The organism is Paenibacillus sambharensis, from assembly GCF_003233845.1.
Lineage (GTDB): Bacteria > Bacillota > Bacilli > Paenibacillales > Paenibacillaceae > Paenibacillus_I > Paenibacillus_I sambharensis.
Genome location: NZ_QKRB01000042.1, coordinates 1 through 17,557 on the forward strand (window position 1 = coordinate 1; position 17,557 = coordinate 17,557).

Genomic DNA, 17,557 nt, shown 5'->3' on the forward strand with positions numbered 1-17,557 from the left:
AACATTCCTGTCTGCGCTAAGATTCCGTCTTAGACAAAAAAAGGGGCGCCTCGTATGATGGGGGTAGGGGAAATCGGAAGCCCTAATAACCCATCAGGAGGCGCTTACTATGAAGTCTACTGTAAGAAACGCAACAAATCAACGTATTGAACGAATTACCATGCAGCATGTTGTTGTGGGAATCGACATCGCCAAGGATGCGCACGCCGCGCAGATCACGGATTTCCGTGGACGTTCGCTCACTTCGAAACACCTGTCTTTCACCAATTCACTAGAAGGCTTTGAGAGGCTCCTCGATTGGATCAAGAAAGCGCAAGCGAAGCACAGTCTCACCTCTTTGCTTGTAGGACTGGAGCCAACAGGACATTACTGGTTCAATCTTGCAAACTGGCTTCTTCAGCAAGGGATTGAGGTCGTGCTGGTTAACCCGGTCACGACGCATCGCAATAAGGAAAATCGGGACAATAGTCCGTCCAAGAATGACCCTAAGGACGCCCTAGTCATCGCGGATGTAGTCAGCAGAGGCTATTACACCGAATATTCACCCCATGCAGCTGTGTTCAGGCGGTTAAAGACACTTATGAGTGACAGAGAATTTTGGGTAAAGCAGTCTGCCTGTTTTGCCAATCGCATCATTCGCTGGATTGACCTTTACTTTCCGGAATTCCGTCAGGTTTTCCCGAATTGGGCGACTCTCCGTTCACTGGCATCACTTAAGGCTTTCCCTTTGCCGAGCGACCTTGAAGGGCTGGATGTCGATGCTGTCATCGCCCAGTGGCGAGATCAAGGCATGAAGCGTGCCTCCGGTGTCAGCGGTAGAGCCAAGGCAGCAGAGCTTCTGGCGGCTGCAACGCGCAGCATTGGAGATAGACAAGCCCTGCAGGAAGCCAGAGATGACATTGACCGTCTGCTTGCTGCCTATGAGCATACGGCTGCCATGCTCGATGACATAGAACAGGCACTTGAGTTATTACTGGCAGACATCCCCTTAATAGAGCAACTGCGGAGCATCCAAGGGCTTGGCACCATTGCCTTGGCCGCCATTTTGAGTGGTACGGGCGATTTGCGTCATTACGCTCACGGTCAGCAAATACTGCGACGCGCCGGTCTCAATCTGGCTGAGCGAACATCTGGCAAGTTCAAGGGGCAGGTCAAGGTCTCCAAACGCGGAGACAGCACTTTGCGTAAACATCTATACTGGGGCATGTTGAGTTTGGTTCAGCGGCATCCTGACTTCAAGCAGTGGCATGCGAATAACCGGGCAAGGGGAATGAAGAAGCAAGCCTCACTTTTCAAACTAATCGGCAAACTGGCACGCATTCTCGTTGGTATGGCGCAACGGGGGGAGTCCTACCGTGAATGCGCAGACCTTGTAGCCGCTTAAAGACCGCAACCCACTACTAACCTCCAAGTTTCGCTTACGAGGATTGACTCATTCGCGGGATTTTCGGCATAACACGCACAAGAGAACCGAGTATGAGTTTCGGAAGGGCATAGACCCGTTATCTAAACGAGATCGGTCTCCACGCCATGGACAGGTATAACGAAGGAATGTGAGGGCATAGACCCGTCGAGATATGGGAGGGTGAACCTCCATGGGCCATGTGGGGTTGTGCAGGATAGCGTTTTCAAAGGGCACGTAAATCGCTGCCTCTGTTCCTGCATGTCCGCAAACCGATCCATGGGTCAATTGCCCCCCTCACGTCCAACCATCTAACCACTCCAAAACGTGAAATCCTGCGAATGAGTGAGCATTCGTGAGAAAACTCCTTAAATACGAGGGACGAAACTCATCATCACTATTAGCCTCGGCAAGGCCAATTCTATTCTGTAATGAACCTGAGCGTCGTTAATGCCGCTTATAAGCAGGGGTTTTGACGAATATCACCAGTTAAGGCGGCTCAGGTTCGTTACATTTGAACAAGCTTCGAATATGCAGGTTTAACGCCTGTGAGTTTCCTTAGAAGTGCAGTGTCGACGCATCTTCACATAATTCCCTCAGTGGTGGCAATCTCCCGCCGGCTAAGGGGACTTACTTACGTTGCTTAACGGCTGCGGCCTCTGCCCGAAGGCTTGCCTGACGGTCGTCCGCCGCCACTGCGGGCTGAAGTGCCGCCGCGTCCCGAGGAGGTTTTGCCGCCTCCCCGAGGAGAATCACTGCCCCGGCCAGCAGGCCTGCCAGCGCCGCGCGCGTCATCGCGCCCGCGTCCGGCAGGTCTGCCGCCGCCGCGAGAGGACTCGCCGCCGCGTTCAGCGAAGCCGCCAGCGCCGCGCGCGTCATCGCGCCCGCGTCCGGCAGGTCTGCCGCCGCCGCGAGAGGACTCGCCGCCGCGCTCAGCGAAGCCGCCAGCGCCGCGGGCATCATCGCGCCCGCGCCCGGCAGGTCTGCCGCCGCCGCGAGAGGACTCGCCGCCGCGTTCAGCGAAGCCGCCAGCGCCGCGGGCATCATCGCGCCCGCGCCCGGCAGGTCTGCCGCCGCGGTTGGATTCTTCCCGCCGTCCAGCCGTTCTGCCAGCTCCCCGGCGTGCTTCGCCGCTGCGACCGCCAGAGCGCCCAGCAGTCTCTCTGCTGCTGCGGGCTGTCTGCTTGCCGCGGCTGGCACGAGGTGCGCGCTCTGTATCCATGCTGTAGTCTTCATCCGGGGAAGCAGGACCAACGCCGAAATCTGAACTGGACCGGCGTTCCAGCTTTTCGTCAACGGTCCTTTCGATGGAAGCCAGCTTCTGCCGGTCGCGGGGCGAGAAGAGCGTGATCGCCATCCCCTTTTGCCCGGCGCGGCCTGTTCTGCCGATCCGGTGAATATAGCTTTCCCCGTCTAGTGGAATATCATAATTGTAGACGTGGGTGACCCCTTCCACATCAATCCCGCGGGCTGCAACATCGGTAGCGACGAGCAGCTGCAGCTTGGCACTGCGGAAGCGGCGCATGACCTGCTCCCGCTTAGCTTGGGTCAAATCGCCATGAAGCTCATCTGAGAGCAGCCCGTGCTCCTGAAGTGCTTCGTTCAGCTTCTTGGCACGAACCTTCGTCCGGCAGAAGACTACGGCCAGATATGGACGCTGCTGCTCGATCATAGCGAGCAGAGTATCCTGCTTGGCTCTGTCGGTTGTTTCGACTGCCAGCTGCTTGATGCTTGTCAGCGTAACCTGCTGCGTGCGGATGCGGATATCCTCCGGATTCTTCATATAACGCTGGGCAAGTCTCCGGACAGCATCAGGCATCGTGGCGGAGAAGAGCATGGTCTGCCTGCGCTCGGGCGTCTGCATAATTAGCTCCTCCACCTCAGTTAAGAAGCCCATATGAAGCATCTGGTCCGCTTCATCGAGTACGAGCATTGATACGTCCGACAGCCGGATCGTGCGGCGGCGCAGGTGATCGAGCAGTCTGCCGGGAGTGCCGACAACGATATGGGGGCGGCCTTCCAGCTTGCGGATTTGTGCCTCCACATCTTGCCCTCCATAAGCGGCCAGGACATTAGCGGACATGATGGATGCCAATTTATTAAATTCCTGCGTGATCTGCAGGGCGAGCTCGCGTGTTGGAGTCAGAATAAGCGCCTGCACATGACTGTTGTCAGGACGAATCTTCTCCAGGATCGGCAGGGCAAATGCAAGTGTCTTGCCGGTGCCTGTCTGAGCCTGTACGATGGCATCTGCACCGGACAGCAGTACCGGTATGGCACTTGTCTGAACCGGGGTCGCCTGCACAAGTCCGTGCTGGCGCAGCTCATCAGTCAGTTCTTTCCTGACGCCCAGCCGGTCAAAAGGAGTGGTCATGGGTTTAATTCCTCTTTTCGGTTTTGTAAATTAGCATGATTCCCCTAGTATACCAGTTTGCGCAGGAAAAAACAGAATTCGCGTCAATTTGATTTTATTCGTATTGTTCGCTATTGGGCAGCCGCCAGCGGTTTATTGGCCGAAGTATTCTATATCATTGCGGTAAGTCTCATAAGCGGCCGAATATTCCATCGTTCTTGCCACCTCATTAATGAAGTCTTCCCCCAAACCGGCGCGCCGCAGCAGGTGAAAGCCAAGTTCCATTCCAGAGGCAATTCCGCCTGCGGTAACGAGGCGTCCGCTGTCCACCACGCGTGCGCGGCTGATTCGGCAGGCCGGTGCAATGTCAGCAAGGCGGTCAATTGGCACCTGGCCCATAATGGATGCTTCCAGCCGGTCGGGCTCCTTGCGGTTGGTTGCAGCCAGGCCGTCCAGCAGTCCCATGGCACCGTAGATCCATGAACCGGTACAGACACTCGTCAGCAGCACCTCCTGAGGAAGATTGTTGATATAAGTATGGAGCCTGCCGTTATACAGCTCCTGACGTGTACCGAAGCCGCCCGGGATTAGGAAAGCGTCGAAGTCCGGCTGGTCCGCAAAGCTGTACGCAGGCCACACGGTCATGCCGGCCTGTGTCTGGACTGGCCGCATGCTGTCTGCTATAAGGAAAGCATCCAGACCGGGCTCGAAGCGGCGGGCTACCGAAAACACGCCAAAAGGTGCCGCGTAGTCGATAATTTCCGCATCCTTAAATACATAAATTCCCAACCGAAATCCTTTGTTAGCCACAGCAATCACTCTCCGTTATGTTCATTATTCCGTTCCGCGGTCGGTAAATAAACGATAACACAGCTCCTTGTATTTTACTTATGAATGCTTAACATATAAGATATTGATAAATCAAATGACAGGATTGTGCCGGAGAACAGGAGGCGTTAGAACGGTATGCTTGAGAAGATGGAAGGCCGGTATCTCAAAACATTCCTGGCGGTGTGGGAGCAGCGCAGCTTCAGCAAAGCGGCGGAGCAGCTCGGTTATGTGCAGTCAACTGTAACGGTGCATATCAGCCTGATGGAGGAAGCCCTCGGGGTGAAGCTGTTCACCCGTCTCTCGCGAGGGGTAGAGCCAACGGAGGCGGGAATCAAGGCGGCCGCATATGTTTATCAGTGGGAGCAGCTGGGACGCGCGCTTGAAGCGGAGCTGTCAAGCGATGGGGAGCCGGCGGGTATTGTTCGAGTCAGGCTGCTCGAGTCGCTCTGCGTTTCGGTGCTTCCGGAATTTCTGCAGCAGTTTCTGAAGGGCTATCCGCGCATCAAGCTCCGTCTTGAGACCGGCTTTATGCAGGATATCGCGGAAGCGGTCAGATCCAGGCAGGCTGACTACGGAATCGTGCCTAGGGACCCGGAGAGCGATGATCTGCATTTTACAAGGTTAATGGAGGATGAGCTTCTCTGTGTCGCTTCGCCTGAACTGGCTGCACGTATTGAGCGTTTCGGCTGGAAGTCGGCGGGGGAAGAGCCGGTGCTTTCCTTCGGTAGCCGCTGTATGTATCAGACAGCAGCCGGCCAGGTGCTGTCAGCGGCGGGGGCAGACCACATCCGGTATACAGAGTTTGCCAGCCTGGATCTGATCCGGCAGACGACAGCCGCGGGTCTCGGAATCGCATTCCTGCCTGCTGTCACGGTGAAGAAGGAGCTTCTTACAGGCAGGCTTGCCAGCATACCCTTGGATTGTCCTGTGAAGCTTGCCTACGGGCTCATTGAACGGAAGGACAGGTATTCAAGTCCTGCGGGCGAGACGTTCAAAAATTCGCTGATTTCCTCTTTTGCCACGTTTCCCATACAATAGAAAGTATCACACTATCACACAATAACGGTCCTGCATGGTCTAAGGCACCGGAGCAAGCTGGCAGCCATGCAAGCCGGTAAAAATGGAGGTTCGGGCGGCAAATGAAAGAAGGGACGGTTAATTGCGATGAAGCAGAATCATACATCGTTTCCTGTCTGCGCGAGCTCGGCAAAACAGAAGAGGAGATTAACAGCCGGGTCTTGGAGGTCCGCCGGGATATAGCAGACACGGGAACTTACAGGCATACAGGCGAAGAACTGGCCCACGGTGCCCGGATGGCCTGGCGCAACAGCGGACGCTGCATCGGCCGGTTGTTCTGGCAGACGCTTGAAGTATTCGATTGCCGGGACGTCTCTAAAGAGGACGATATTTTCGCGGCACTACAGAGACATATCGCCTATGCGACCAACAGGGGCCGGATCAGACCCGCGATCTCTGTCTTTCGGCAGGCTTCACCTGAAGGCCAGCCGGAGGTGCGTGTCTGGAATCACCAGCTGATTCGTTATGCCGGTTATGAAACGGACCATGGAGTTATTGGCGACCCGGCATCCATACCATTGACACGCGTTTGTACAGAGCTCGGATGGAGAGGCAAGGGGACAGACTTTGATATCCTCCCGCTTGTCATTCAGGCGGGCACACGGGAACCCCGTCTCTATCCCATACCCGAGCACCTTGTCATGGAAGTTCCGATCCGGCATCCGCAAATGAAACAATTCCACTCCCTGGGTCTGCGCTGGTACGGCGTCCCCTTCATATCGGACATGGCTCTTGAGATCGGTGGTATCCGATATACAGCTGCCCCGTTCAATGGATGGTATATGGGAACGGAAATTGGCGCCCGCAATCTGGCTGATCCATTCCGCTATAACAAGCTGCCTGAAATCGCCAAGATGATGGGCCTCAGTACGGACAGCAACGTGAATTTGTGGAAGGACAGGGCGCTTATTGAACTAAATGCAGCTGTCCTCTACTCCTTCAAATCGGCGGGTGTGAGCATTGTGGATCATCATACCGCTGCAGATCAATTTGTCAGATTTGAGGAACAGGAGGCGGCACAGGGAAGGGAAGTGTCAGGGAATTGGAACTGGCTCATCCCGCCAATGTCGCCAGCGGCTACGCCAATTTTCCACAGACATTACGAGAACAAGTTTACTAGCCCCAACTATCACTACCAGCGATGTCCCTTCCATCAAGACCCCTAGGGGGGCTATAATTCAGAGGAGGTCGGGTACAGAATATGGTATGCATCAGGTGTAAAGGCAAAGGCACGATTCGCACTGTCATCCCGACCGTTATGGTGGTGCCGTGTACGCGCTGCGGCGGTACAGGGGTAGAACCCGGTACCGGGAAGGCCGGGAAAAGCTTGTTAAAGGACCGTATTCTGAGGTGGCTCAATCGCGGAAAGCGGTAAAGGCGGATGACGTTTCGATAGACAATAAGGGAGATTGGTGTATGGCATTCGGGTTGAAGCGGCAGGAATTGAGGGAGTGGAAGGCGAAGGTATCGGCAGGCGAGATTGCCTTTATAACCCATTATTGGCTGGAGCCGAGGTTTCCGGGAATCCGCACGGTAACGAAGGTTGGATGTGCCGATGTGGACAAGCTCAAGCGCTGGTGTCATGATAACGGGCTGAATCCCGCATATATACACTACCGGGAACGGTATCCGCATTTTGACCTTATTGGCCACAAACAAACCGAAATTTTGCTGCGAGAAGGACTGGCAGATCAGCTTAAGCGTTTTGGAATACGATAGTGCTTATCGCTTTCAAATGAAGAGAAATTTTTCGCAGAGAGGAAGTGAACAAGATGGACAAGCTGTTCTTCATTCAGCTCGGTATGGGTACCGATTTGCACGGACAGAACATTACCAAGGCTTCGGTACGGGCAGTTCAGAATGCCATTCATACCAATTCCATGCCGGGTCTCCGCTCTGTACTGCCGGGCGGTTCCCTGCAGGAGATGAAGGTTAACGTTAAGCTGGCTGTGCCCTGCGATCAAGATAAGCTTGATGTGGAGAAGGTCAAGGCCGTGCTCCCGTATGGACAGGTTACGGTTGAAGTTACGGACGGCGGCATGCTGACAACCAGTGGCGTGGTGCTGCCGGACAAGGATGATGTTAACGACCTGATTTATGTGGTCATTGCATCTGTAGAAGTTGGAATGTAGGCCGTAAACCGGCAGAGCAGGATGAGGCGGGACGTTAAGGATGGATTCGGTTGGTTACGGATCTAGTCCGGCGTTACCGCTTATTTTGTTTGTCTTGTACGCGGCAGGATGTAAATTAATGGCTTGGCAAATAAACAGCTCCTGTGCTACATTATATTCATATTGATACATATTGTAGCATGAAACGGCAGCTGGCAGCAGGATGAGACAGCCGCTTCAGTATATGGGGGGGTAACCACTTGAATATTCAACATCTGCGAATGAATGAAGAAGGCTTGAACCGTTTCTTTGGACCATTGGAAGCGAAGATCATGAGCATTATATGGAGCCAGTCCAAAGTGACAATCCGGGAGGTGCAGGAAGCCCTTGGAGAACAGCATCCTCTATCCTTCAATTCGGTTATGACGGTTATGAACCGTCTCATAGAGAAAGGCCATCTCAGCAAGGTGTCCGAAGGACGCGGGCGCGGCAAGACAACCCTGTTCATGCCGGTCCAGACCAGGGACCAATTTCTCCATGCACAGACGAAGCGTGTTGCCGCAGGCCTTATCAATGAGTTTGGCGACCTTGTTGTCAATCATATGGTAGAGGCAATGGAGGATGCGGATCCGGCTCTTCTGGAGAGACTGGAATACAAGCTGAACGAAATGAAAGAGCGGCGGACCGGATGCTTATAAGACGGCATGGTTCCTTCGCATGCATAATCTTAATTGGAGTGGCCGTATACAGCCTGATGGGATTCATTCTGCTGAAGGATTGGATTACGATCCGTCCGGAATGGGGGTGGCTGAACTGGTTTCATGAGGCGGTTCAGGCAAGAAGTCTTGCATATAAGGGAACGGTATTGCTGCTACAGTTCATGGTGCTTGTTATTGTGGCCCGGACGGTGTGGTTCGCCCTCCACCTATTGCTGTCACACCGGAGAAGCATGAACAGGCTGCTTGCCGGCACTCCTGATTTAACCCAGTATAATATTCCGCCTTCGGTGAAAAAGGTGCTCAGCTATCCGGTGACGATTATTCATTCCGAGAATCTGTCCGCGTTCGCCGAGGGCTGGTTTCGTCCCCGGATTGTGGTCTCAACAGGCCTGCTATCCACATTTGAGCCTGAAGAACTGAAGGCGGTTATGCTTCATGAACAATATCACTGCCGACACCGCGATCCTCTGCGCCTCTATATGGTGAAGGTATTGGGAAGAAGTCTGCGGTGTGTGCCTATGCTGCAGGGCCTTGTCGATTACTACATCATCTGGGATGAGCTCTGCGCGGACAGATATGTCCTGCGTCATATGCTTAGCCCGGAAGGCTTGGCAGGCGTGCTGCTGAAGTGGTCAGCTTCTGGCAGGTCAGAACAGCCGGTTATTGGAGCGGCAGCAGCAGCCCATTTTGCACCGACGGCGATGAACTATCGGATTCTGCAGCTGCTTGAGCCAGGACGTAAGCTGGACGTTCCCCTGTTGAAGCTGTGGAAGGCTGCTGCTACTGCAGCGGGCCTGTTGTTCCTGTTTATGATGTCGATCGATGTTTGCGGCCTGTAATGCGGTAGCTCGGTGAAGAGGGCTTCACGCTGGGGAATATAGAAAAAGGCAGTTCAAGTCATCCAGGATGATTTGAACTGCCTTTTTCTGCTTAGTCGTTACGCCTCAAGCTTCAGCTTGCGGTCAAGCAGGAATGGCCCGAATGGAACGAATGCGGAAGCAACGGCAGCGGCAACCCGCGTAATTTTCCATCTCTTCACGAACGTGACATGAGCGATTGCCAGAAGATACAAGACGAACAGCAGACCATGCAGTCCGCCTACTACGGCTACCGCTTGGGGCATGTCCGCCCAGTATTTAAGCGGCATAGCAATGAAGAGCAGCAGGATGAATGAAATGCCTTCTGCGATGCCAATGTAGCGGACGCGGCTGATTACATTACCGAGCATAGATTTAACCTCCATTAGTTAGGGGTGTGATATTTATCACTGCAATGATATTCATTATAACCGACACAGCTCCAGCCGTGAGAAAATCTGCGAATTGTTCAGCAAATATTCAATTGTTAATGAATTGTTATGCATATCGGGCAAGCCTTAGGAATTCATGTGTGATCATGCTTAAAGTCGTTTAATAGTGAATAAGTCTAGATGTTGGGCTGCAAGAAGAAAGGGAGTGGGAAGGGTGATCGGTGTGACCATGCATATTCGGACAGCTGCTGTTATGGTGGCAGCCGTCCTGACAATAATTGGCTGCAGCAATGAGAGTAAGCCAGCCCCTGCCGGGCAGCAGGACAGCAGAGAAGCTGCGGACACAATAACGGAGCAGCAGGCAGTAAACAACGACTCAGCGGAAGAGTCTGGGGGGTATGAAGTTATTGCAACTGATCTGGAGAGCCCTTGGTCCATTGCGCCGCATGAGAATGTGATTTACATCAGTGAAAGAGAGGGCACTATCGCCAGAGTAGAAGGACAGGAGCTGACAAGGGAAGCCGTTAACGTGAAGCAGCCTGTCGTCCAACGCGGCGAAGGCGGGCTTCTTGGTCTTGAGCTGTTTCCGGATTTTGGGGAAACGGCTAGAGCCTACGCTTACCATACCTACGAAACGGAAGGGGAATTGATGAACCGGATCGTTGTACTGGAGCGGACGGAGGGCCAATGGAACGAAGTGGACGTGATACTGGAAGGTATACCGGGGGCTATGTTCCATGATGGCGGCAGACTGAAGCTTGGCCCCGATGGCTATCTCTATGCAACTACCGGCGATGCACAGCAGGAAGAGCTGGCTCAGCAGCTGGAAAGTCTGGCAGGAAAAATCTTGCGTATGAACAGGGATGGGAGTGTTCCGGAGGATAATCCGTTTGCTGGCTCCCTTGTTTATTCCTACGGCCATCGTAATCCGCAGGGCATCGCCTGGTCAAATGACGGGAACATGTACAGCATGGAGCATGGACCTTCCGGTAGCCCTGGCGGGCATGATGAGCTCAATATCATACAGCCTGGCTTGAATTACGGCTGGCCGGCGATCATCGGCGATGAAACGAGTGAGGGTATGGAGCAGCCGCTGTATCATTCCGGCAACGATACGCTTGCCCCTTCGGGCATGGAGGTCAGCAATAATGGCGATATTCTGGCAGCTGGTCTGATGAGCGAGCAGCTGGTCCGTTTCTCGCCTGATGGTGTGCTTGAAGAGATTGTGCTGGATGAGGTGGGAAGAATCCGGGATGTAAGGTTCCATAACGGACAGCTGTATGTGATAACGAACAATACGGATGGACGGGGAAACCCTGGTTCAGAGGATGACCGGCTTTTGCGTATGGAGCTGGAGCAATAAGTCGCCCCGTTAACCCTCTCCCTAGTAGGGCAAGAGCCTTCTGCTCACGCAGTATCGATCAAGGCTAACAGGGAAGGAGAGTGCTAAGAATGCGTTTTCAGGTGAAACGTGATATCCGCTATATTGTCGGCGGATTGTTATGCGTGGCTGTTATTGATCTCGTATTGGTGCTGCCGCATTGGATGAACAAGGGCTCATCGCTAACCGAGAACCTGTGGTTTTTACTGCTGGCTTTTGCAATCAGCTGGCTTGTTATGTGGTTATTTTTCGATATTTCCTATAAAATGGAAGATGATGCGCTGGTTATTTCGGCAGGTCCATTTCGCAGCCGTATACCATACGAAAATATAACTAAGATTTCGAAAGCGAAGGAGATACAAGCCGGTTACCGGCCGCTCCTGGCCTCTGATGCGCTGGAAATCCATTACTGCTCAGGGGTGTTCTCTAGTGTAAAGCTGTCTCCCCGTGATAAGCAGCGTTTCCTGGAGGAATTAATCAAGCGATGTCCATCTCTTATCATTGGACCGCTTGTATAGCCTGTTATTTACATGTGATAGGGGGATTTGTGTTGGCAGAACGTTCAATAAGCGATACTCCCCGGAGGCTGGCTGCGCTGAGGCGCTTATTGACCGTGATGGTCGCTCTGCTTTCTTACATTGGCGGGTGCGCGTTATTAGTCCTGGTAAGCGGCATGTGGCTTGTAGAAGCACCTCAGGTCACGCTGTCCTTTCTATTTTGGACTTTCATGCCTTATGCAACAATGGGAGCTCCGTTCTACTGGATGCTCTGCTCGGTGATCACCAGACGGCTTGGACGCAATAAAAAGGCTATGCTGATGAGCATCCTGGTCTGCGGATTGTATTTTGTAGTGCCGGCTGCGCTAGTCTATATCATGCTGCTTATCCCGGTTCCAGAGCTGCTTGTTTCGCGGGCAGCGCTGATGTTCTATATACTGTTCGGTAGTTCAGGAATTCTGTTCGGTTTCGGCTACAGCATTGTTCAGCGGCTTGTGAGCGCAGAATCTGAGCTGTCGATAAAATAGGGGACTTGCCAGGAATTTGATGTTCCTTAGCCAGTCCCCTGTTTATTTATTCGTTGTTACAGTAACCCATGCACCGACTCTTCATTTACCGCTTGCTCTTAAAGCTCTTCGGCCTTCAGGCGCTTGCGCGAATTCCAGTCAAACCGACGGGCATTGCTCCAGAAGTTATAATCTCCCGTATAGTAGCCTTCCTGATCAACCTTAAGCCGCTTGCGCGCAATCATCTTGACATAGCCGATTACCCGGCTGAAGGTAGCGATGTCATCACTGCCGCATACCGGGCAGGCGTCTATATGTTTGCCGTCTTCAGCAATGATCGGCTGGCCGCAGGACAAGCAGCTGGTTAAGGTGGGAGTCAGCGTTATGTACTGGATTGGCTTATCGAACAGCTTGCGCAGGTAGGCAGCGAGCTGAACAGGCGGCACCTTGCTCTCAACAAAATGGTGAAGGATGCTTCCTGATGTCGCATACGCCTGGAACTCGGCGCTGTTCTCCGCCTGCCGCAGGAAGTCATCCTCACTGAAAGGCAGCATACAGCCGGAGGTCAGGAACACGTCATCGCCGGTACCCTGGACATAAATCTTCCTTCCGCGGGACTTGGCCCATTTGACGTCGTGGCGGGCCAGCTTGATGGCGGCATTTTCCCCCGGGGCGTATTCAATGCCGCAAGCTACCTTATCCCGTGCAATAAAACCGTTAATCGTCTCGGTCATAAACTGCATCAGGCGGTGAGCGAGCTGCTTGCCCTCCGGATTGTCCATGCCCCCGGCATAGCCTATGTTAACAAGGCCTTCATGCATGCCGGTTACCGCAAACACGTTGAAATAGTTGGCAAGATCCCGGTTAAGGGCGAAGAAGGTCGGGAACAGCTCCTTGTTGCATTCGATCCATCTGCGCTTGGCCATATGGCCCTCCTGCATAATGTTCAAGAGTTCGGTAATTGCCGGGTAAAGCTGGTTTTCGTCCTGCCCGTACTCCATCAGCACACGGTTCATATTCAGATTTAATACCTGTACCGCGCCTGTCGAGCCGGTCGAGCTGCCGAATATTCCGCTGCCCACACGCGACAGGACTGACAGATCAATTTGCAGGCGGCAGCAGAGACTGCGGCTTACTTCAGGATCTCTCGGTTTTATGTATGGATTGAGGCTTCTGTAATGCTCATTCTGAAAAGGAGTGGTCCGGAAATTCTCAAAGTACACACCGCCCCAATGGTACATACTGTCCAGCAGTTCCAGCAGCAGCTTATTGCCGTAATCGAAGTGGTCATCCACCGGGACGGTAAGCAGCGGGAAGGTGAAGGGGATGCCGTTGCCTGTTCCCTGTTTCATAACGGAAATAACAGCTTGATTGATCCGGTCAAAATAATCCGCCGGTATATCGCTGTACCGGATATCGAGCGGTTCACCGCCTACGACAATGAAATCATCCTTAATCTCATCTGACGGCTTGCCGAATTCCATCGTGATATTCGTAAAGGCGGATTGCGAGCCAGCGCGAAGCGGCATATTCATCTCCCAGATGAGACTCTGGAACATCTGCTCCAGCTCGTCTTCACCAATGCTTCGGCCATTCTGTGTTTCCTCGTAGTAGAGGTAGGAAGCCGAAACCGTCGTCATTTGCGAGAGCATAACAGCGCCCGATACCTGCTGGGACATAAGGACAACAACATTGCTGAAGTGGCGAAGCAAGGTTTCCAGACGGCGCGTTGGCTTGGAGATCAGCATGTTCTTGGCAAGCGTCGGTATTCCCTGCAGGGCGATATCCTTACAGGAAACACTGAGACAGTAAGGGCTGAGCTGCTTGTCGTGGATATAGACAACTCCGTCATGATACAGATCGCGGAGCTTGGACGGCAGGATGTGTTCAAGAAGATATTCCTCCTCCGCATGGTTGCTGAGGTTATGGCGAAGCAGAGGCAGCGAATAGACATAGTTGCTGTTCTCCCGCTTCAGATAATCAGCTTGCTTGGATTCAGACTGGGATGTAAAGGTGTTAATAATATCGGTTGTATGACGAAACATGCTGGAAACCTCCAATAGAGTGTGATAGCTGCCGCTCTCCTGTCAGGATCACGGCAGCGGCTGATGATAAGGATTCAGATCGTAAGGCACGCTGCTGTGGTGGCGGGCATTCAGGCTGACCACATATTCGCGGATATGCTCGAAGAATTCCGGGCTGAGAATGGGATACTGCACAGTTCTGATTCTGCTGTAAGGACTGTTGTGCCGGATGACCAGCTCGATGGATTGAAGCATGTCATCCCGGAAGCGGACAGAGGGCACGGTCCCAATGACGGCCTGATAGATCGCCGAGTCTTCGGCCGGATCAAGGCAGTGATAGGGCAGCTTCATATCAATGTGCACACCGTCGGCCAGACCATCTGCGAGCAGCCGCTCCAGCTTCCTGGGGTAGGAGCCGTTCGTGAGCAGGACGATTACTCCGCGAAATACGTCTCGGACTGCGCGCAGAAACTGCTCAATGTCCTCAAGCGGATTGATCAGGAACTCCCCGCCGCTGAACAACACGGCATCCATCAGCTGATCTGCAGACTTCAGGCGCTCTGCAACATTATGCGGAGTTAAGGGGTTAACAGGTTTGCCGGCAATAAGCTCATCGTAGTTATGGCAGCCGAAACAGCGCATGTTGCATCCGTTCCAGGCATGAATAAGCAGGGAGGTATGCCCTGGCAGGTCGTGAAAGGTGCGCGTGAATTGCGGATAAAAGAGAAGCATGACAGGTTCCTTTCCAAGGAATGGATAAATTCGTATTTGATCACTGAAAATGATTGTCTTGCACTATATTTAGTCGCGTGATTCGTATCGTAATACAAGATATAGTGTTGTAGAAGTGATTGGCGTCACATAATGCTGAAAAAGATCGGGGATTCCCTATATCCAACAACCTGGAAATCTGGTACATTAACAATAAGTAAAGGCACACATATTTCCATAATTTCAGCTTGTGCGCAGGAGTGATAGGAGAATGACAGTGTATCGTTTTGCAGTGAGAAAGGCAGGTGGACAGGACATTGAGCAGGCCGCCGAATTATTTAATGCCTATCGAATGTTTTACGGGCAGGAGCCGGATATGGAGGGGGCGAGGGCTTTTTTAACGGAACGGTTATCCCGGAATGAATCGGTATTCTTTATCGTTTGGGATGAGGCGACAGGGCGCGCTGCTGGCTTTACGCAGCTGTATCCGAGTTTCTCCTCCGTTTCCATGAAGCCGGTGTGGACATTGAATGACTTGTATGTACGGGAAGAATTCCGGGGCAAAGGTGCTGTTCAGCTCCTTATGGAGGAGTCGAGGAGGCTCGCGGCAGCTACCGGCGCGAAGGGGCTTCAGCTGTCAACCGCCATTGACAACAAACGGGCACAGGCAGTGTATGAGCGCTGCGGCTACAAGCGGGACGAAGAGTTCTATACATACAGCCTGACGTTCTAACCTGGAGGCAGCGGATATTCGCGCTTAAGGAATGCTGGGAAGGGCGGTAAGCAATGAAGCAGTTCAGGAGGTACAGGATAACCAGTATGACAGCCCTCGGACTTTTGCTTATATACACCTGTCTGCTGGTCTACTGGATGTTCTTTGCCTTTGATCGTTCGGAAGGAATGGTTAGAAGGGGCTACTCGTACAATTTAACGCCCTTCTCCACAATTCTGCAATTTCTGAATATTCAGCAATATAATGTTAAAATATGGGCCACCAACCTGATTGGTAATGTTGGCGTATTCCTGCCGTATGGCATTTTGCTGCCTGTCGTTGTTAGACAGCTAAAGTTCAGGTGGTTCTTAGCGGGTTTTATTCTATGGATAACACTGGTGGAGCTGATACAAATGCTCAGCAGGAGAGGGAGCTTTGACATCGACGATGTCATACTCAACTCACTGGGGGCTTGTATAGGCTGGGCGGCATACGCCTCTGTAAAACGTATTATTCGATAACAGACTGCTGCCTGGCCGCAATAATACGATAAGGTGGTGTCACATATGACAGGAAGAGGACAGTTGTTGGCCGATTTCCGCGAATGGATTGAGTATGTGAAGGAGCTGGAACGTCTGAGTCTGGAGGCTTGGAGCCGGCCTGTCGGCCCTGGGAAGTGGTCGGTTAAGGAGGTCGTAAGCCATATCATGCTGTGGGACAAAACATTCTGCGAAGAGGCGATTGAGCGGATTTACCGGGATGAGCCGCTGACGGTAAGGCATCTTGACTACGACCGCTTCAACGCAGATGCGTCCCGTTACGGGCTTGCGGCCAGTATCCAGCACTTGTCTGACCAGTCGATCCGCTACCGTGAGCGTATTATTGATCTGATTCAATCATTGTCAGAGGAAAGCTATTCCCGCACCTATCTGGATGGGGACAGACAGATGTTTAAGGTAGAGCAGTACCTGCATGACTTTATTGCGCATGACCGTCATCATATGAAACAAATTCGCAGCGTGCTGGCAGCTGACAAGAGCCTGCTTAACAGGGGTAGCGAACCGGACGGCTTGGCGGTCATGTAACTGGAGGCATAGAGTTTGAAATTTTACATTGTGGATGTGTTCGCAGAAAGTCGTTATGAAGGGAATCAGCTTGCTGTATTCATGCCCGAGGAGCCGTTGACGGAGAGGCTGATGCAGCAGATTGCGAGAGAGGTTAACTTCGCTGAGACAACCTTCATTATGCCCGGAAGGCAGGGAGGCGGCGAGTATAAAGTCCGAATATTCAGTCCGGCTGCCGAGCTGCCTTTTGCCGGCCACCCCACACTAGGTACAGCATACATCATTGATAGCATTCTGCAGCCTGGAAGCTCGAGCCTTATCCTGCATCTGCCGGTAGGACCCATTCGGGTAGAACGGATACGGGATCAGTGGTGGATGGAGCAGAATCAACCGCTTCTGGGCACTGTCCTGCCAGGCCGGAAGCAGGCGGCGTCAGTGCTGCAGCTAAAGGAAGATGATCTGATCAGCGACCTGCCGGTCCAATTCGTCTCAACGGGTCTACCTTCTGTTATCCTGCCGCTGGCATCCGTTGAGGCGCTCAGCCGGTGTCTTGTCGATCATAGTCAGTTCAGGCTGTTCCTGGAGCAGCAGGCGCAGGCTAATATTGTGGCATTCGCCAGGGCTGAAGAGGGCAGTGCGGACACTCTTCGGGTCAGATGCTTCATTAATGAGCCAGGCTACCAGGAGGACTCCGCTACAGGCAGTGCTAACGGCAATCTTGCAGCGTATTTAATAGAGCATCAATACTTTGGACAATCGCACTTAATCAACTATACCGTACTACAGGGCCTTGAGATGGGCAGACCTTCACGTCTTGCCGTGCAGTGCGGCAAGACGGAAGGGCTGTATACGATACGTGTCGGCGGAAGAGTGGTGCCGGTTGCATCTGGTGAATGGCTGCTCTGAGGCCTGCCGGCAGG

At 53.0% G+C, this 17,557-nt stretch carries 19 protein-coding genes; 14 read left to right on the forward strand and 5 right to left on the reverse strand.

Features of this window, described 5'->3' with window-relative positions:
• Window positions 1-109 precede the first annotated feature (109 nt).
• On the forward strand, window positions 110-1,384 hold the full coding sequence (locus DNH61_RS08975; RefSeq protein ID WP_111145096.1) for an IS110 family RNA-guided transposase: 1,275 nt from the start codon (window positions 110-112) through the stop codon (window positions 1,382-1,384).
• A 661-nt stretch (window positions 1,385-2,045) separates the two neighbouring features.
• Here DNH61_RS08975 and DNH61_RS08980 read toward each other — a convergent pair.
• A complete protein-coding gene (locus DNH61_RS08980; protein WP_111146330.1) occupies window positions 2,046-3,776 on the reverse strand; it encodes a DEAD/DEAH box helicase in 1,731 nt (576 codons plus the stop codon).
• 132 nt (window positions 3,777-3,908) lie between these two features.
• Entirely contained in the window at window positions 3,909-4,565 is a 657-nt protein-coding gene (locus tag DNH61_RS08985) for a DJ-1/PfpI family protein (RefSeq protein WP_111146331.1), read from the reverse strand.
• Window positions 4,566-4,721: 156 nt separating this feature from the next.
• Here DNH61_RS08985 and DNH61_RS08990 point away from each other — a divergent pair, with 156 nt between their 5' ends.
• The 6 genes from DNH61_RS08990 (at window position 4,722) to DNH61_RS09015 (ending at window position 9,332) form a co-directional block, all read left to right on the forward strand.
• Complete coding sequence (locus tag DNH61_RS08990) at window positions 4,722-5,624, forward strand: LysR family transcriptional regulator (RefSeq protein WP_111146332.1); 903 nt, start codon at window positions 4,722-4,724, stop codon at window positions 5,622-5,624.
• Between the two features lie 101 nt (window positions 5,625-5,725).
• Entirely contained in the window at window positions 5,726-6,829 is a 1,104-nt protein-coding gene (locus DNH61_RS08995; protein WP_111146333.1) for a nitric oxide synthase oxygenase, read from the forward strand.
• A 250-nt stretch (window positions 6,830-7,079) separates the two neighbouring features.
• Window positions 7,080-7,382: a hypothetical protein gene (locus DNH61_RS09000; protein WP_111146334.1), complete on the forward strand. Its 303-nt coding sequence runs from the start codon at window positions 7,080-7,082 to the stop codon at window positions 7,380-7,382.
• Window positions 7,383-7,435: 53 nt separating this feature from the next.
• The gene (locus DNH61_RS09005; RefSeq protein ID WP_111146335.1) at window positions 7,436-7,795 is read left to right on the forward strand and encodes a Lin0512 family protein; all 360 of its coding nucleotides are present in this window, start codon (window positions 7,436-7,438) and stop codon (window positions 7,793-7,795) included.
• 239 nt (window positions 7,796-8,034) lie between these two features.
• Window positions 8,035-8,472 (forward strand): BlaI/MecI/CopY family transcriptional regulator, encoded by a 438-nt coding sequence (locus DNH61_RS09010; RefSeq protein ID WP_111146336.1) that lies wholly within the window; start codon window positions 8,035-8,037, stop codon window positions 8,470-8,472.
• Window positions 8,463-9,332 (forward strand): M56 family metallopeptidase, encoded by an 870-nt coding sequence (locus DNH61_RS09015; RefSeq protein WP_111146337.1) that lies wholly within the window; start codon window positions 8,463-8,465, stop codon window positions 9,330-9,332. Before DNH61_RS09010 ends, DNH61_RS09015 begins: the two co-directional genes overlap by 10 nt.
• A 98-nt stretch (window positions 9,333-9,430) precedes the next feature.
• Here the strand turns inward: DNH61_RS09015 and DNH61_RS09020 are convergent, their stop codons facing one another.
• Window positions 9,431-9,721 (reverse strand): DUF3817 domain-containing protein, encoded by a 291-nt coding sequence (locus DNH61_RS09020; protein ID WP_111146338.1) that lies wholly within the window; start codon window positions 9,719-9,721, stop codon window positions 9,431-9,433.
• Window positions 9,722-9,956: 235 nt separating this feature from the next.
• Between DNH61_RS09020 and DNH61_RS09025 the strand changes: the two genes are divergently transcribed.
• The 3 genes from DNH61_RS09025 (at window position 9,957) to DNH61_RS09035 (ending at window position 12,147) form a co-directional block, all read left to right on the forward strand.
• Window positions 9,957-11,105 (forward strand): PQQ-dependent sugar dehydrogenase, encoded by a 1,149-nt coding sequence (locus tag DNH61_RS09025; RefSeq protein WP_245948073.1) that lies wholly within the window; start codon window positions 9,957-9,959, stop codon window positions 11,103-11,105.
• An 89-nt stretch (window positions 11,106-11,194) separates the two neighbouring features.
• A complete protein-coding gene (locus DNH61_RS09030; RefSeq protein WP_111146339.1) occupies window positions 11,195-11,641 on the forward strand; it encodes a PH domain-containing protein in 447 nt (148 codons plus the stop codon).
• Window positions 11,642-11,673: 32 nt separating this feature from the next.
• Window positions 11,674-12,147: a hypothetical protein gene (locus tag DNH61_RS09035; RefSeq protein ID WP_111146340.1), complete on the forward strand. Its 474-nt coding sequence runs from the start codon at window positions 11,674-11,676 to the stop codon at window positions 12,145-12,147.
• A 98-nt stretch (window positions 12,148-12,245) separates the two neighbouring features.
• Here DNH61_RS09035 and nrdD read toward each other — a convergent pair whose 3' ends face one another.
• A complete protein-coding gene (gene nrdD / locus DNH61_RS09040) occupies window positions 12,246-14,171 on the reverse strand; it encodes an anaerobic ribonucleoside-triphosphate reductase (RefSeq protein WP_111146341.1) in 1,926 nt (641 codons plus the stop codon).
• 48 nt (window positions 14,172-14,219) lie between these two features.
• Complete coding sequence (locus tag DNH61_RS09045; RefSeq protein ID WP_111146342.1) at window positions 14,220-14,882, reverse strand: radical SAM protein; 663 nt, start codon at window positions 14,880-14,882, stop codon at window positions 14,220-14,222.
• 250 nt (window positions 14,883-15,132) lie between these two features.
• On the opposite strand from DNH61_RS09045, the gene DNH61_RS09050 reads away from it, so the two are divergent.
• Genes DNH61_RS09050 through DNH61_RS09065 form a run of 4 tightly spaced genes read left to right on the forward strand, consistent with a single transcriptional unit; the run spans window position 15,133 to window position 17,543 of the window.
• Window positions 15,133-15,594: a GNAT family N-acetyltransferase gene (locus DNH61_RS09050; protein ID WP_111146343.1), complete on the forward strand. Its 462-nt coding sequence runs from the start codon at window positions 15,133-15,135 to the stop codon at window positions 15,592-15,594.
• Between the two features lie 53 nt (window positions 15,595-15,647).
• On the forward strand, window positions 15,648-16,094 hold the full coding sequence (locus tag DNH61_RS09055; RefSeq protein ID WP_245948075.1) for a VanZ family protein: 447 nt from the start codon (window positions 15,648-15,650) through the stop codon (window positions 16,092-16,094).
• A gap of 45 nt (window positions 16,095-16,139) precedes the next feature.
• A complete protein-coding gene (locus DNH61_RS09060; protein ID WP_111146344.1) occupies window positions 16,140-16,658 on the forward strand; it encodes a DinB family protein in 519 nt (172 codons plus the stop codon).
• Between the two features lie 15 nt (window positions 16,659-16,673).
• On the forward strand, window positions 16,674-17,543 hold the full coding sequence (locus DNH61_RS09065; protein WP_111146345.1) for a PhzF family phenazine biosynthesis protein: 870 nt from the start codon (window positions 16,674-16,676) through the stop codon (window positions 17,541-17,543).
• Window positions 17,544-17,557: the final 14 nt, after the last annotated feature.